Below are 13,544 nucleotides of genomic sequence, written 5' to 3'. Positions count from 1 at the left end.
CCGCCCGTCGCGGGCACGCCCGCCGCCGGCGTCGCCTACGAGCGCACCCAGCTGGCGGGCGCGATCGACCCCGCGCTGCTCGGCGGCATCCCGGCCGATCCCGGCACCCCGCCGTCCGGCGGCCCGGCCGTGCCGCCCCCGCCCGGCGCCGGCGCGCCCGCGGCCGGCTACGGCTACCCGGGTGCGGCCTCACCCGTCGCCCCGGCCCCCGCGCCGGCCGTCCCGCCGGCGCCCCTCCCCGGTCCGCCGCAGGGTGCCCCGGTGCCGCCGGGCGTGCCCGCCGTCGGCCCCGGTTACTTCGCCGCGCTCAGCTACCGCGGCCCGGACGGGTCCGAGCAGAAGCTGCTGCACCGCAGCGAGCCCGGCACACCGCACCCCGAGTGGAAGATCCTTCAGGACCTGCGCCGGCTGAACGTCCCGCCGGAGCAGGTCCTGGAGCTCTACACCGAGCTGGAGTCCTGCGACCTGCCGGGCGGCTACTGCCACCGGATGATCGCCGCCTCCTGGCCGAACGTCCGGCTCACCCACACCGCCGACTACGGCCGGGACCACCACTCCCGGCAGGCCGGCATGGCCCAGCTGCTCGACCACCTGGACGAGCTGCACCAGCTGGCGTCCGGCGCCCAGCGGGTCCGCCCGTTCCGGGTGCCGCTGCCGGCCCCGGGCACCGTCCCGCCGCTGCCGCCGATCGCGCCGCAGCAGCTCGGGCAGGAACTCGGCCAGGCCTTCGGCCCGAACGTGTTCCAGTTCGAGCAGCGGGCCGTCTCCCGCCAGGGCGTCCCGGAGCCGGTGGCGCAGACCCTGATGTGGGCGGGCCTGCCGCGCGAGTTCGGGCCCTTCTTCTGGGCCCAGGCCCAGGAGGGCCGCCCGATCCCGACGCTGGCCGAGCTGGCCGCCGAGCGCGGTCTGGTCGGCGGCCCGGACTTCGGCGGCTACCTGGTGCTCGGCAACGACTACGGACGCCAGCTCTGTGTGCAGTACGGCACGGCGCACGTGGTCGCGGTGGACATGGACGGAACCGGTGAGCCGCCGCGGTTCGTCAACACCGGTGTACCGGAGTTCGTCCGCGCGCTGGCCCTGCTGGGCCGGATGTGGCGGCTGCGGTACGGGCTGACCCCGGACCAGGCCGGTCGCTGGACGACCGACTTCCAGGCTCAGCTCGCCGCGATCGACCCGGCGGCCCTGCAGTCGGCGGACACCTGGTGGGCTGTCCTCCTGGAGCAGTTCTGGGACGGCCTGCTGTAGCGGGCCGGCTCGGATCCGTGCAGGTGGAGGGGTCGTTCCGGTGTCCGGAACGACCCCTTCGGCGTGTCCTCGCGGCTCTGCCTCGTTGGGGTTTCGCCCTCATCTGCGCAAAATAGGTCAAGAGGATGGGCCTACTCGTCCATTTCTCGCCGCGTTCCGATCCGTACGACGTCCGAATCCGGACGGGGTTCCGGATTCGGTTCCGGATCCGTCCGTTCCGTCCGATCATGGGCTCCGCAGCCCGCGACACGAGGGGAAGAGCCCATGAGCGATGCCGTCCCCCAGCACGGCTTCACCGCTGCCCGGCGTGGATACGCGCCCGAGCAGGTCGACCGAGCCCTGCACGCTCTCACCGTCCAACGGGACGAGGCGTGGGAGCGGCTGAGCGTGCTAGGCGCCGGACTCCGGGAGATGGAGCGGCGCCTGGCCGACATCCGGCAGGCCGCCGCCGATGCCCCCGACCCGGACTACCAGGTCCTCAGCGAGCAGGCCGCCGGACTGGCCACGATGGCCGTGAACGAGGCCACCGCGGTCCGGGAGGCCGCCGAACGCTTCGCCGAGGACCTCCGCGACGAGGTCTACGAGGCCGGCCAGACGCTCGGCCAGGCCGCGAAGGAGTACGGCACCACCACCCGCTCCGAGGCCGACCAGGCCGCCCGGCGCACCGACGAGCGGACCCGCTCCGAGGCCGAGGCGATCCGGGCCGACACCGACCGCGAGAGCCGGGCCGTCCGGGACGCCGCCACGGCCCACGCCGCCAAGGTGCGGGTCGCGGCGGCCGAGGCGTCCGAGCTGGCCGAGGCCAAGCTGGCCGAGCTGCGCCGGGAGGCCGACGAGACCTTCGCGTCGGCCGAGGCCAAGGCCGACGCCGAGGACACCCAGATCTCCGCGACCGCGGAGCGCCGGGTCAAGGAGGCCGAGCAGTACCGGGAGTCCGTGCTCGGAAAGATCAAGCAGTCGGACGCCGAGGCGCAGGCCCGGGCGGACCAGCTGATCGAGCAGGCCCGGCGCGAGGCCGGGCGGATCAACGCGGCGAGCGAGCGCGAGCAGCGCGAGTTCGCCACCCGGCAGGAGACGGTGCAGCAGCACCTGGACCACATCAAGGCCACCCTCGCCTCGCTCACCGGCGCGGCGGTGGGCGCGATCGAGCCGGTCGAGGTCGCCGGGGCGGCCGACCACCTGGACGGCGGCGAGCCGGTGGTGGACTCCGAGGCGGACACCGGCGAGATCGCGGTGGCGAGCCTGCGCAAGGCCGTCGCTGCGGTCGGCGGGCAGCCCGCCGTCGCCGAGGCGGCCACGGCGGTGCTGCCGGTCACCCCCGGCCCGGTGGAGCCCGAGGCGGGCGCCTTCGACGCCGCTCCGCGGGACGCCGCCCCGGCTGATCCGCCGGCTGCCGCCGAAGCCGTCGCCACCGGACCGGTCAGCCCCGGACCGGTACCGCCCCGGCCGGCCACGCCGCCGGGCGGGTCGACCGCCACCGGCGCCGCGGCGGGCGCGGACGAGACCCGGATCATTCCGAAGATCGTGATCGTCGACGACGGCAGCGGTTACGCCACCCCGAACACGGTGGGTCCCAACCGGCGGCGCTGAGCCCGCGGGGGCCGGCTCGACCCGGTTCGCCGGGAGCCCGGCTCCTCATGGGCCCGGTTCCTCGGGAGTCCGGTCACCCGTGAACCCGGTCGCTCATGAGCCGCCGGCCACCAGCCGGGTGAGTTTCGCGTCCTGGGCCCTGACCGCCTCCTGCTGGGCGGTCAGGGCCTGCGCGTTCCGGTCGATCTGCTGCCGCTGGTAACCGGTCAGCACGGCGAACCAGATCCCCGCCAGGTTGCTCCGGGTCGTGCAGTCGGCGTCGGCGCGGGCCGTCGCGAGCTCACCCGGGGTGATCTCCGCGGCGGCCCGGTACCGCTCCGGCAGGGTTGCCGGGTCGTCGACCCGGAAGCCGGCGGCGGCCATGCAGGCGGACCACTCCCCGGTCGCCGCGGCCACCCGGGCGTCGCGGCCGGTCGCCCCGATCGATTCGTCGAAGAGCCGGCCGACCAGTTCGGCACCCGGACCGGACGGCGAGCCGATCCGCTCCGCCGCCTGCCGGTCGCAGTCGACCCGGGCGGCGTCGTAGGCCTCGCCGGAGCCGGCCGCCGGCGCGGGGGCCCGGGGCGGCGTCCGCTTCGGCGGATGGAACCCCTGGACGGTGGCGACCTCGGCCCCGAGGTACCCCCAGGCGCCGGCCGGCAGGGCCGTGGCGTTGTCCGGGGCCTGCGCGGCCTGCAGGCCATCGCCGCCGAACGCGGTGAATCCCGCCCCCCGCATGCAGGAGATGACCAGCATATTCCTGGCCTGAATCTCTTTCACGGCCACCTGGTCATTGGCCTGATAAGCGGAAAGCGGCAGTCCGGTCATTCCGGCGCGCCCGGATTCCGGAGGTTTCGGTGCGCCGATCGCCGGGGGGCTCGGTGAGGATTTCGCGGAGTTCTCCCCGGAGGCGCCGGTGCAGCCCGCGGAAATGGCCGACAGTGCGGCTGCCAGAGTGATGGCGGTGAATCGTCCGAAATGTGGTGGACGTGCCAATCGTCTGCTCCGATCCTGAGCCGCGGCAAGGTTGTTCGGACCCTAGCGCATTCCGCTTCGCCCCGGCCCGGCGGGTTGTCCAGGGGCTTCGGCTTGGCTGGAAAACAGCTGTTCGGCGACAGGCCTCCATGTAAATCTCTGGAGTCGCAACCGCTGTCGATGGAGGGGTTTCATGATTCGCCGCACAAATCCCGCAAATCCCCGCAGGGATCACCGCACCGGAAATGTCCTGGGCCGCCGGATCGGCGCCGTCGCCGTGCTCACCGCCGCCGCGGCCGCACTGCTGCCGACGACCGGCGCGAACGCGGTGAGCCGGGTCGAATGCGGAAACCGCACCGATTTCGCGAAGGTGTACAACTACGGCTACAGCAGTTCGCTCTGCTTCGCGAATGACGGCTGGATGTCCGTCCGCGTCTACAACGTGGACCGGATCGACGCGGGCAACAACCGGGTCATCACCTATCTGGGGGGTGGCCTCGGCTCCTGGACCGTCTTCAACTGGGAGCAGTACGACTTCAACGGCAACCAGGGCCATCAGGTGACGATGTACGACATCAACCTGTCCCGCTGGTAGCCACCGGCGGCCTGAGCGGGCCGGATTCCTTCGCGCGGTGCCGGGCGGGTGCGGACGCCCGGCACCGCCTTCGCGTCGGTCGGCCCCTCTAGAGCACCTCGACCGCCGCGCCCGTGAGCCGGCGGCGGCAGTCCAGCACGTACCGGGCGTGCGTGGTGACGGCCTCGTAGTCGAACTCGTCGTGATCGGCGAGCAGCACCACCGCGTCGGCCCCGGCCAGCTCCTCCGGCGTCGCCTCGACCCGGCGGACGGCGGCGAACGGATCGCCGTGCGGATCCAGCTCGGCGGGCCGCTGCCCCGGGATCACCGGTTCGGGGACGTGCACCCCGACGACCACGTGCGGGTCGGCGGCCCGGACCTCGGCGCCCATCCGGGTCAGCAGCTCGGCGACCCGGGCGGCCGGCGTCTCCCGGGCGTCCCCGGTGTTCTTCTTGTAGGCGAGCCCGAGCAGCAGGACCCGGGAGCCCTTGACGGAGCGCTGCCGCTCGTTGAGGGCCTCGGCGAGCCGGCGGACCACGTAGTCGGGCATGTGGCTGTTCACGTCGTTGGCCAGCTCGACGAAGCGGAACGACTGGCCGAGCGCCCGTTCCACCCGCCAGGACAGGTAGGAGGGGTCGATCGGCAGGCAGTGCCCGCCGACTCCGGGTCCCGGGGTGAAGCGCAGATAGCCGAAGGGCTTGGTGGAGGCGGCGTCGATCGCCTCCCAGACGTCGATGCCGAGGTCGTGGGCGAACATCGCCAGCTCGTTGACCAGGGCGATGTTCACGTGCCGGAAGGTGTTCTCCAGCAGCTTGGTCAGCTCGGCCTCCTTGCAGGAGGAGACCGGAACGGTGCGCTCGACCAGCCGCCCGTAGAAGCCCTCGACCGCTTCCAGCGCCGCCGGGTCGACACCGGAGACCACCTTCGGGGTGTTCTCCAGCCGCCAGGTGGGGTTCCCCGGGTCGATCCGTTCGGGGCTGTAGCCGAGGTGGAAGTCGTGGCCGGCGGCCAGCCCCGACCCCTCCTCCAGCAGCGGCGCGAGCAGCTCCTCCGTGGTGCCCGGGTAGGTGGTGGACTCCAGCACGACGGTCGCGCCCGGGCGCAGGTGCTGGGCGAGCAGCCGGGCCGAGGACTCGATGTAGGAGAGGTCGGGCACCCCGTCGCGCAGCGGTGTCGGCACCGTGATCACCGCGATGTCGAAGCCGGCCACGTCGGCCGGATCGGCCGACGGCAGGTAGGCGCCGCTCTCCAGCAGCGGCCGCAGCCGGGCGGCCGGGATGTCCTCGACATAGGACTCGCCGACGGCCAGCCGTTTGATCCGGCGCTCGTCCACGTCGTAGCCGACCACCTGGTAGCCCACCTCGGCCGCCCGGACCGCCAGTGGCAGCCCCACATAGCCCTGACCTGCGATGACAACGCGCATGACGAAGAACCCCCTCCATCGCGACGCCCCCTGGTCCCCTCCGGGGCATCCCCACACGGCCTTCACAACAGGGTAGGGAGCGGCGCCGGGCCGCGTGGCTTTTCGGCGAAGTGGGCGGATCTGTGACGGGCGGGCCGGCGGGCGCGGGCCGGCGGGGGAGACGGGGGCGGATCGCCGCACGGGGCGGCGCGAGCGGAGAAGGGGAGGGCGGCGCGCGCGGAGGGGCGCGAGGTGAGGAACGGGCGCGCGGGGCGCGGGGCCGGCGCCAAAGAAAGAGGCCGAGACCCGTGGCGCCCTCCAGGAAAGGGCGCCACGGTTCCCGGCGCTTGGGCGGGCGCCCCCACCCAGGGTCGCCCGGCCTCGCACCCCCGACCCCCATCGGGTGTGCGACTGTGCCACCGCAGCCATCCCCCACGGTTGAGTGCGGCGGGCACAGTCACTATGGTGCGCGATCTCCATGGACAGGCAGTGACAGGAGTATGTCCAGTTCGTGGCAGATCGCGGAGGTCGAGCCGCAGCGTGCGGCCGGTGCTTCGTCCCCGTCCGGGATCCGTCCGGGCTCCGTCCGGGTGGTGATCCGGTGGCGCCGCCCGCGCGGCCCGCCCCCGCTCCGGCCCCGCCGGGCCCGTGCGCCGCGTGCGTGTCGGCGCTGCGGCGTACGCTTGAGACCCCCGGCCGCTCGGCGCGCCGGGCCGTTCGCGTTGCCCCGGCAGGCTGGTGCCGCCCGGGGGCAGCACCAGCCACGGCATGAAGAAGAGACTCCTGATGAGCCTGACCGGACTGCTCGATGTCGTCGCGCGGGACGCGGCGCTCGCCGAGGCGATCGAGGCCGCGACCGCGATCGGTACCGCGGCCGGTGGCCGCCACCACCTGGACCTGGTCGGCCCGCCCGCCGCCAGGCCGTTCGCCATCGCCGCGCTGGCTCGCGCGCTGGCCGCGCAGGCGGCCGGGGAGCGGGGCCGTCCGGTGCTGGCCGTCACCGCGACCGGCCGGGAGGCCGAGGACCTCGCCGCCTCGCTCCGTTCGCTGCTGCCGCCCGACGCGGTCGCCGAGTACCCGGCCTGGGAGACGCTGCCGCACGAGCGGCTCTCGCCGCGTTCGGACACGGTCGGCCGCCGGCTGGCGGTGCTGCGCCGGATCGTGCACCCGCGGGCGGACGACCCGGCGGCCGGTCCCGTGCAGGTGATCGTGGCCCCCGTCCGTTCGGTGCTCCAGCCGCAGGTCAAGGGGCTGGCCGAGCTGGTGCCGGTAGCCGTCCGGCGCGGTGAGTCGCACGATCTGGAGTCGGTGGCCAGGCAGCTGTCGGCGGCCGCCTACGCCCGGGTCGAACTGGTCGAGAAGCGCGGCGAGTTCGCCGTGCGCGGCGGCATCCTGGACGTCTTCCCGCCGACCGAGGAGCACCCGCTGCGGGTGGAGTTCTGGGGCGACGACGTCGAGGAGATCCGGTACTTCAAGGTCGCCGACCAGCGCTCGCTGGAGATCGCCGAGCACGGCCTCTGGGCGCCGCCCTGCCGTGAGCTGCTGCTGACCGAGGAGGTGCGGACGCGGGCCGCCGAGCTGTCCGCCGAGCACCCGGGGCTGGCCGAGATCCTCGACAAGATCGCCGAGGGCATCGCGGTCGAGGGCATGGAGTCGCTGGCGCCCGTCCTGGTGGACGACATGGAGCTGCTGGTGGACGTGCTGCCGCTCGGCTCGGTGGCCGTGGTCTGCGACCCGGAGCGGGTCCGCACCCGGGCGGCCGACCTGGTGGCGACCAGCCAGGAGTTCCTGCACGCGTCCTGGGTGGCGGCCGCCGCCGGCGGGGACCGGCCGATCGACGTGGAGGAGATCGACGTCTCGGCCGCCTCGCTGCGCTCGCTCGCCGAGGTGCGGGAGCACGCCGCCGAGATCGGCCTGCCCTGGTGGTCGGTCAGTCCGTTCGCTACCAGCGAGTCCAGCATCAGCGAGGTGCTGGAGTTCGACGTCAACACCTTGACCCTGGGCATGCACGCGGTCGAGGCCTACCGGGGGGACACCGCCCGGGCGATCGCCGACGCCAAGGAGCGGCTGGCCTCCGACTGGCGGGTCGTCATGGTGACGGAGGGCCACGGCCCGGCCTCCCGGCTCGCCGAGGTGCTCGGCAACGAGGGCATCCCGGCCCGGCTGGTCGCCGACCTCGCCGAGGCGCCGACCAGGGACGTCGTGTACGTCTCCTGCGGGTCGATCGAGCACGGCTTCGTCGACGAGGCGCTCAAGCTCACCGTCATCACCGAGACCGACCTCTCCGGTCAGAAGTCCTCCACCAAGGACATGCGCCGGATGCCCTCCCGGCGCCGCAACGCGATCGACCCGCTGGCGCTGGCGGCCGGCGACTACGTCGTCCACGAGGCGCACGGTGTCGGCCGCTACGTCGAGATGGTGCAGCGCACGGTGCAGGGCGCCACCCGCGAGTACCTGGTGCTGGAGTACGCGCCGGCCAAGCGGGGCCACCCCGGTGACCGGCTGTTCGTGCCGACCGACCAGCTGGACCAGGTCACCAAGTACGTCGGCGGCGAGGCCCCGACCCTGCACCGGCTCGGCGGCGCGGACTGGGCGAAGACCAAGCAGCGGGCCAAGAAGGCGGTCAAGGAGATCGCCGCCGACCTGATCAAGCTGTACTCGGCCCGGATGGCCGCGCCCGGCCACACCTTCGGCCCGGACACCCCGTGGCAGCGGGAGCTGGAGGACGCCTTCCCCTACGCGGAGACGCCGGACCAGCTCACCACCATCGCCGAGGTCAAGTCGGACATGGAGAAGTCCGTCCCGATGGACCGGCTGATCTGCGGCGACGTCGGCTACGGCAAGACCGAGATCGCCGTCCGGGCGGCCTTCAAGGCGGTCCAGGACGGCAAGCAGGTGGCGGTGCTGGTGCCGACCACGCTGCTGGTGCAGCAGCACTTCTCCACCTTCGCCGAGCGGTACGCCAACTTCCCGGTGTCGGTGAAGGCGCTCTCCCGGTTCCAGACCGACGGCGAGGCGAAGGCCGTGCTGGAGGGGCTCTTCGAGGGCTCGGTGGACGTCGTGATCGGCACCCACCGGCTGTTCTCCTCGGAGACCCGGTTCAAGGACCTCGGCCTGGTCATCGTCGACGAGGAGCAGCGCTTCGGCGTCGAGCACAAGGAGCAGCTGAAGAAGCTGCGCGCCAACGTGGACGTGCTGACGATGTCCGCCACCCCGATCCCGCGCACCCTGGAGATGGCGGTCACCGGTATCCGGGAGATGTCCACCATCACCACCCCGCCGGAGGAGCGGCACCCGGTGCTGACCTTCGTCGGCCCGTACGACGAGAAGCAGATCTCGGCCGCGATCCGGCGTGAACTCCTGCGCGAGGGCCAGGTGTTCTACATCCACAACCGGGTGGAGTCGATCGACAGGGCGGCGGCCCGGCTGAAGGAGCTCGTCCCCGAGGCGCGGGTCGCCACCGCGCACGGGCAGATGGGGGAGACGGCGCTGGAGAAGGTGGTCGTCGACTTCTGGGAGAAGGAGTTCGACGTCCTGGTGTCGACCACCATCGTCGAGTCGGGCATCGACATCTCCAACGCCAACACGCTGATCGTCGAGCGCGGTGACACCTTCGGGCTCTCCCAGCTGCACCAGCTGCGCGGCCGGGTCGGCCGAGGGCGCGAGCGCGGCTACGCGTACATGCTGTACCCGCCGGAGAAGCCGCTGACCGAGACGGCGCACGAGCGGTTGGCCACCATCGCCCAGCACACCGAGATGGGTGCCGGTATGTACGTGGCGATGAAGGACCTGGAGATCCGCGGCGCCGGCAACCTGCTCGGCGGCGAGCAGTCCGGGCACATCGCGGGCGTCGGCTTCGACCTCTACATGAGGATGGTCGGCGAGGCGGTGGCCGAGTTCCGGGAGTCGTTGGCCGGGGGCGGTGAGCCGGAGGAGGAGCCGCTGGAGGTCAAGATCGAGCTGCCGGTGGACGCCCATGTGCCGCACGACTACGCGCCGGGCGAGCGGCTGCGGCTCCAGGCGTACCGCTCGATCGCGGCGGTCAACTCGGAGCAGGACATCCAGCAGGTCCGGGACGAACTGGTCGACCGGTACGGCAAGTTGCCCGAGCCGGTGGAGAACCTGCTGCTGGTGGCGGCGCTTCGGCTGTACGCCCGCCGGTGCGGGATCGCGGACGTCACGCTGCAGGGCGCCAACGTCCGGTTCGGGCCGGTGGAGCTGCGCGAGTCGCAGCAGCTGCGGCTGAACCGGCTCTACCCGCGCAGCCAGGTGAAGGCGGCCGCCCAGCAGTTGCTGGTGCCCCGGCCGGCCACCGGGCGGATCGGCGGCAAGCCGCTGGTCGGGCGGGAGCTCCTCGGCTGGTGCCGTGAGTTCCTCTCCGCGATGTTCGACGACCTGGCGGGGGCGAAGAAGTAGCGGTTCGCTGCGGCGGGCCTTGCGGCGGTCTCGGGCTTCGGTGCCCGAGGCCGCCGCTGTGTGCTGTGTGCTGTGTGCTGTGGGCGCCGGGGGGCCGGCGGGTGGGTTTCCGCCGGTGGGGCCGGGTGTGTCGGGCGCCGGGCGCCGGGCGCCGGGGGGCCGGGCGGCGGGGGGCCGGGCGGCGGGGTGCTGCGCGCAGGCCGTGCGGGGCACGGGTGTGAACGCGGCTGTCAGCCGATCTTCCACTGGCCGACCTGGTCGGCGAAGCCGCTGTCCAGGGCGAACTGGACCTTGTCGAGCTTGGCGTCGGTGGGCACCTCGAAGGCGATGAAGCCCTTGCCCGTCTCGCCGGCGGCGATGTTGGTGGGGGTCTGGAAGGACGGGCCGGCCTTGGTGTCGGCCAGGTTCGGTCCGTAGGCCTGCCCCTGGGCGTCGACCACCTTGGCGCTGCTCCACGGCGTCTCGCTGTAGGCCTTTGCGCCGGTGGCCTTGATCTGGAACTGCACCGCGACGTAGCGCATGCCGTCGGCCGGCTTGAGGTACTCGTTCGAGCTCTGGGCCGGGTCGACCACCTTCACCACGGTGATGTCGGCGGTGTTGCCCTTGTCCATGCCCTTGAGCGCGATGGTGTCGCCCACCTTGGCCGCCTTGGGCGCTTCGGGGGCCTTGCTCTCGGCGGGCTTGGCGGACTGGCCGCCGGCGGTGTCGGTGCTCCCGGCGCTCGCCGGCGCCTTCGGCTCGGTGGCGACCGACGGTCCGCCGGTGGAGCCGCAGGCCGTCGCGGTGAGGGTGACCAGGGCGGCGCCCAGCAGCAGGGCGGCGGTGCGGCGGCGGGTGGTGGTGACGGACATGGGTACTCCCGGTTCTCGGTCGCGGAATGGTGCGGTGCGGTGCGGTGCGTGGGCCGTTGTGGGGCGGTGGGGCTGTCGGGCTGTCGGGCTGTCGGGCTGTCGGGCTGTCAACGGTTCCTGCGGTGCCGACAGGAGAGATCACATCATTCGCTGTGAACGATGTCAACACTCATTCACGAAACCTCTCTGTTCACGTGTGAACGCCGGATCGGAGGGTGCTGGTTATGCTGTGTGATCACACCCGCCCCCTGTGTGCCGAAGGAGCCTCCATGCCGGACCGTCCCGAGGTGACCGCCGTCGAGATCGCTCGGCTGGCCGGGGTCGGGCGAGCCGCCGTCAGCAACTGGCGCCGCCGGCACGCCGACTTCCCCCGCCCGGTCGGCGGCAGCGACAGCAGTCCGACCTTCGCCCTGGACGAGGTGGCGGGCTGGTTGCGGGGGCAGGGCAAGATCGCCGAACTGCCCCTGCTGGAACGCGTCTGGCAACTCGTGGAGACCCTGCGCGACCCGGCCGGCCACCCCGCCGCCCCGCTCGTCCAGGCCGGCGCGGTCCTGCTGCTGCTGCACCGCGAACCCGACCGATGGCCCGCGCTCGCCGCCGAGCCGGACACCCGGCTCGCCACCGCCCTTCCCCGCGCGCTGGCCGAGGTCGCCGCCCGCGCCCACGGGGATGCCGCCGCCGTCCTGCGCCTGCCCGGTCTGCTCGGCTCCACCCAGCTGGACCTGGCCCGCCTGCTGGCCGAACTCGCCGCCGCCGGTGGCCCGGGAGCCGCCTACGAGCAGCTGCTGACCCGCTACGCCGAGGCCAACACCCGTCAGCTCAGCCCCACCCCGCCCGAGGCCGCCGACCTGCTCGCGGGTGTCGCCGGCGTCCCGGCCACCGTGCTGGACCCGGCCGCCGGCCTGGGTGCCCTGCTGCTCGCCCTTCCGCCCACCACCGGCCGCTACGGGCAGGACGCGGACGAGGTGACCGGCGCCCTCGCCCAGCTCCGGCTCGCGCTGCACGCGCCGGCCACCGACCCCGCGCCGCTGCCCGTCGAGCTGCGCGGCGGCGACGCCCTGCGCGCCGACGGCTACCCCGGGGACACCTTCGAGGCCGTGCTCTGCCAGCCGCCGTACAACGAACGGGACTGGGGCCACGACGAGTTGCAGTTCGACTCGCGCTGGCCGGGGGGCCTGGTGCCGCCGCGCGGCGAGTCCGAACTCGCCTGGGTGCTGCACTGTCTCGCCCACACCCGCCCCGGCGGCCTCGCCGCCCTGCTGCTGCCGCCCACCGTCGCCACCCGCCGGGCCGGGCGCCGGGTCAGGGCGGAGCTGCTGCGCTCCGGCGCGCTGCGCGCCGTGGTCGCGCTGCCGGCCGGGGCGGCGCCGCCGTACGGGGTGCCGCTCCACCTCTGGGTGCTGCGGGCGCCCCGGCCGGGCGACGACTTCCGGCAGGTGCTGCTGCTGGACGCGGCCTCCGGCGCACCCGCCGCCGGACAGCCCGCCGGGCCGTCCGGTGCGGAGGCCGAGGGCGGGCGCGACAAGGTCCGTTGGCCCGAGCTGCGCCGGACCGTCCTCGACACCTGGCGCGCCTTCGACCTCGCTGCCCGGGAGGGCCTGCCGCTGCCCGCCGACCGGCCGGGCACGCACCGCACGATGGCCGCGATCGACCTGCTCGACGACGAGACGGACCTCTCGCCCACCCGCCATGTCCCGCCTGCCGCCCCGGTCGGCGGAGCCGCCGAACTGGCCCACCTGAGCGGCCGGTTGGCCGAGCTGCTGGCCGGACTCGCCGACCCCGCCGCGCTGCTGCCGGACGCGTCGCCGGGGGCGCGGACCCCGGTGGCCGGGCCGGTCGTCACCGTGGGGGAGCTGGTCCGCGGCGGCGCCCTGGAGGTGTACTCCTCGGGCGCCGGGGTGCCGACCCGTCCGGCGGGGGGCGACATCGGCGCCACACCGGTGCTGACGGACCAGGACGTGATCGCGGGCAACCCGCCCGGCGCCGTGCTGGCCGGCCCGGACGCGGCCGCTCCGGGGTCGGCCGCCTCAGGATCGGGCGGCACGGGGTCGGGCGGCGGCGGGTCGGTCGCTTCGGGGGCGGTCGGTGAGCTCCGGACCCGTCCCGGTGACGTCCTGGTCCCGGCCCTGGGGACGGGCGTGGCGCGCGTCGTCCGGGACGGCGGCCCGCCGGCGGGCGCCGCGCTCGGTCGCCAGCTCCACCTGCTGCGCCCCGACCCCGCGGTGCTCGACCCCGACTTCCTGGCCGGTCAGCTCCGCTCGACGGCGGTCACCCGACGGGCCGCCAGCCACGCCTCCACCACCGCCCGCCTCGACATCCGCCGGGTCGAACTCCCCCGCCTCCCGATCGCCGAACAGCGGCTTCTCGGCGCCGCGTTCGCGCGACTGGCCGGCTTCGAGACCACACTCCACCAGGCCGCCGTGCTCGCCCACACCCTCACCCAGGCCCTCACCGACGGCCTCGCGACCGGCACCCTGGCCCCGCCGCCACGCTCCTGACCGCTGGGCTCCTC

General features: G+C 74.0%; 8 protein-coding genes. 5 read left to right on the top strand and 3 right to left on the bottom strand.

The features are described from left to right. Positions 1 to 1,245, top strand: a 1,245-nt coding sequence (locus ACFXHB_RS37145; RefSeq protein ID WP_380580190.1) for an SUKH-4 family immunity protein, incomplete at its 5' end; no start/stop codon positions are given. A 264-nt stretch (positions 1,246 to 1,509) separates the two neighbouring features. After that, positions 1,510 to 2,835 (top strand): hypothetical protein, encoded by a 1,326-nt coding sequence (locus ACFXHB_RS37140; protein WP_380580188.1) that lies wholly within the window; start codon positions 1,510 to 1,512, stop codon positions 2,833 to 2,835. 93 nt (positions 2,836 to 2,928) lie between these two features. On the opposite strand, the gene ACFXHB_RS37135 is transcribed toward ACFXHB_RS37140, so the two are convergent. Next, positions 2,929 to 3,594, bottom strand: coding sequence for a hypothetical protein (locus tag ACFXHB_RS37135; protein ID WP_380580186.1), 666 nt, complete (start codon positions 3,592 to 3,594; stop codon positions 2,929 to 2,931). Between the two features lie 388 nt (positions 3,595 to 3,982). On the opposite strand from ACFXHB_RS37135, the gene ACFXHB_RS37130 reads away from it, so the two are divergent. Then, positions 3,983 to 4,384 carry a beta/gamma crystallin domain-containing protein gene (locus ACFXHB_RS37130; RefSeq protein ID WP_380580184.1) on the top strand — a complete coding sequence of 134 codons (402 nt, stop codon included), beginning with the start codon at positions 3,983 to 3,985 and terminating at the stop codon, positions 4,382 to 4,384. A gap of 88 nt (positions 4,385 to 4,472) precedes the next feature. On the opposite strand, the gene ACFXHB_RS37125 is transcribed toward ACFXHB_RS37130, so the two are convergent. Then, positions 4,473 to 5,786, bottom strand: coding sequence for a nucleotide sugar dehydrogenase (locus ACFXHB_RS37125; protein WP_380580182.1), 1,314 nt, complete (start codon positions 5,784 to 5,786; stop codon positions 4,473 to 4,475). 765 nt (positions 5,787 to 6,551) lie between these two features. On the opposite strand from ACFXHB_RS37125, the gene mfd reads away from it, so the two are divergent. Beyond that, positions 6,552 to 10,181, top strand: a complete 3,630-nt coding sequence (gene mfd / locus ACFXHB_RS37120; protein ID WP_380580194.1) for a transcription-repair coupling factor — start codon at positions 6,552 to 6,554, stop codon at positions 10,179 to 10,181. A gap of 230 nt (positions 10,182 to 10,411) precedes the next feature. Here the strand turns inward: mfd and ACFXHB_RS37115 are convergent, their stop codons facing one another. Beyond that, positions 10,412 to 11,032, bottom strand: coding sequence for a DUF4352 domain-containing protein (locus ACFXHB_RS37115; RefSeq protein ID WP_380580180.1), 621 nt, complete (start codon positions 11,030 to 11,032; stop codon positions 10,412 to 10,414). Between the two features lie 269 nt (positions 11,033 to 11,301). Here ACFXHB_RS37115 and ACFXHB_RS37110 point away from each other — a divergent pair, with 269 nt between their 5' ends. Further along, entirely contained in the window at positions 11,302 to 13,530 is a 2,229-nt protein-coding gene (locus ACFXHB_RS37110) for an N-6 DNA methylase (RefSeq protein WP_380580178.1), read from the top strand. Positions 13,531 to 13,544 lie beyond the last annotated feature (14 nt).

Origin of the sequence: Kitasatospora sp. NPDC059327 (assembly GCF_042752535.1) — a bacterium.
Taxonomy (GTDB): domain Bacteria; phylum Actinomycetota; class Actinomycetes; order Streptomycetales; family Streptomycetaceae; genus Kitasatospora.
This window is presented reverse-complemented; position numbering and strand designations above follow the sequence as displayed.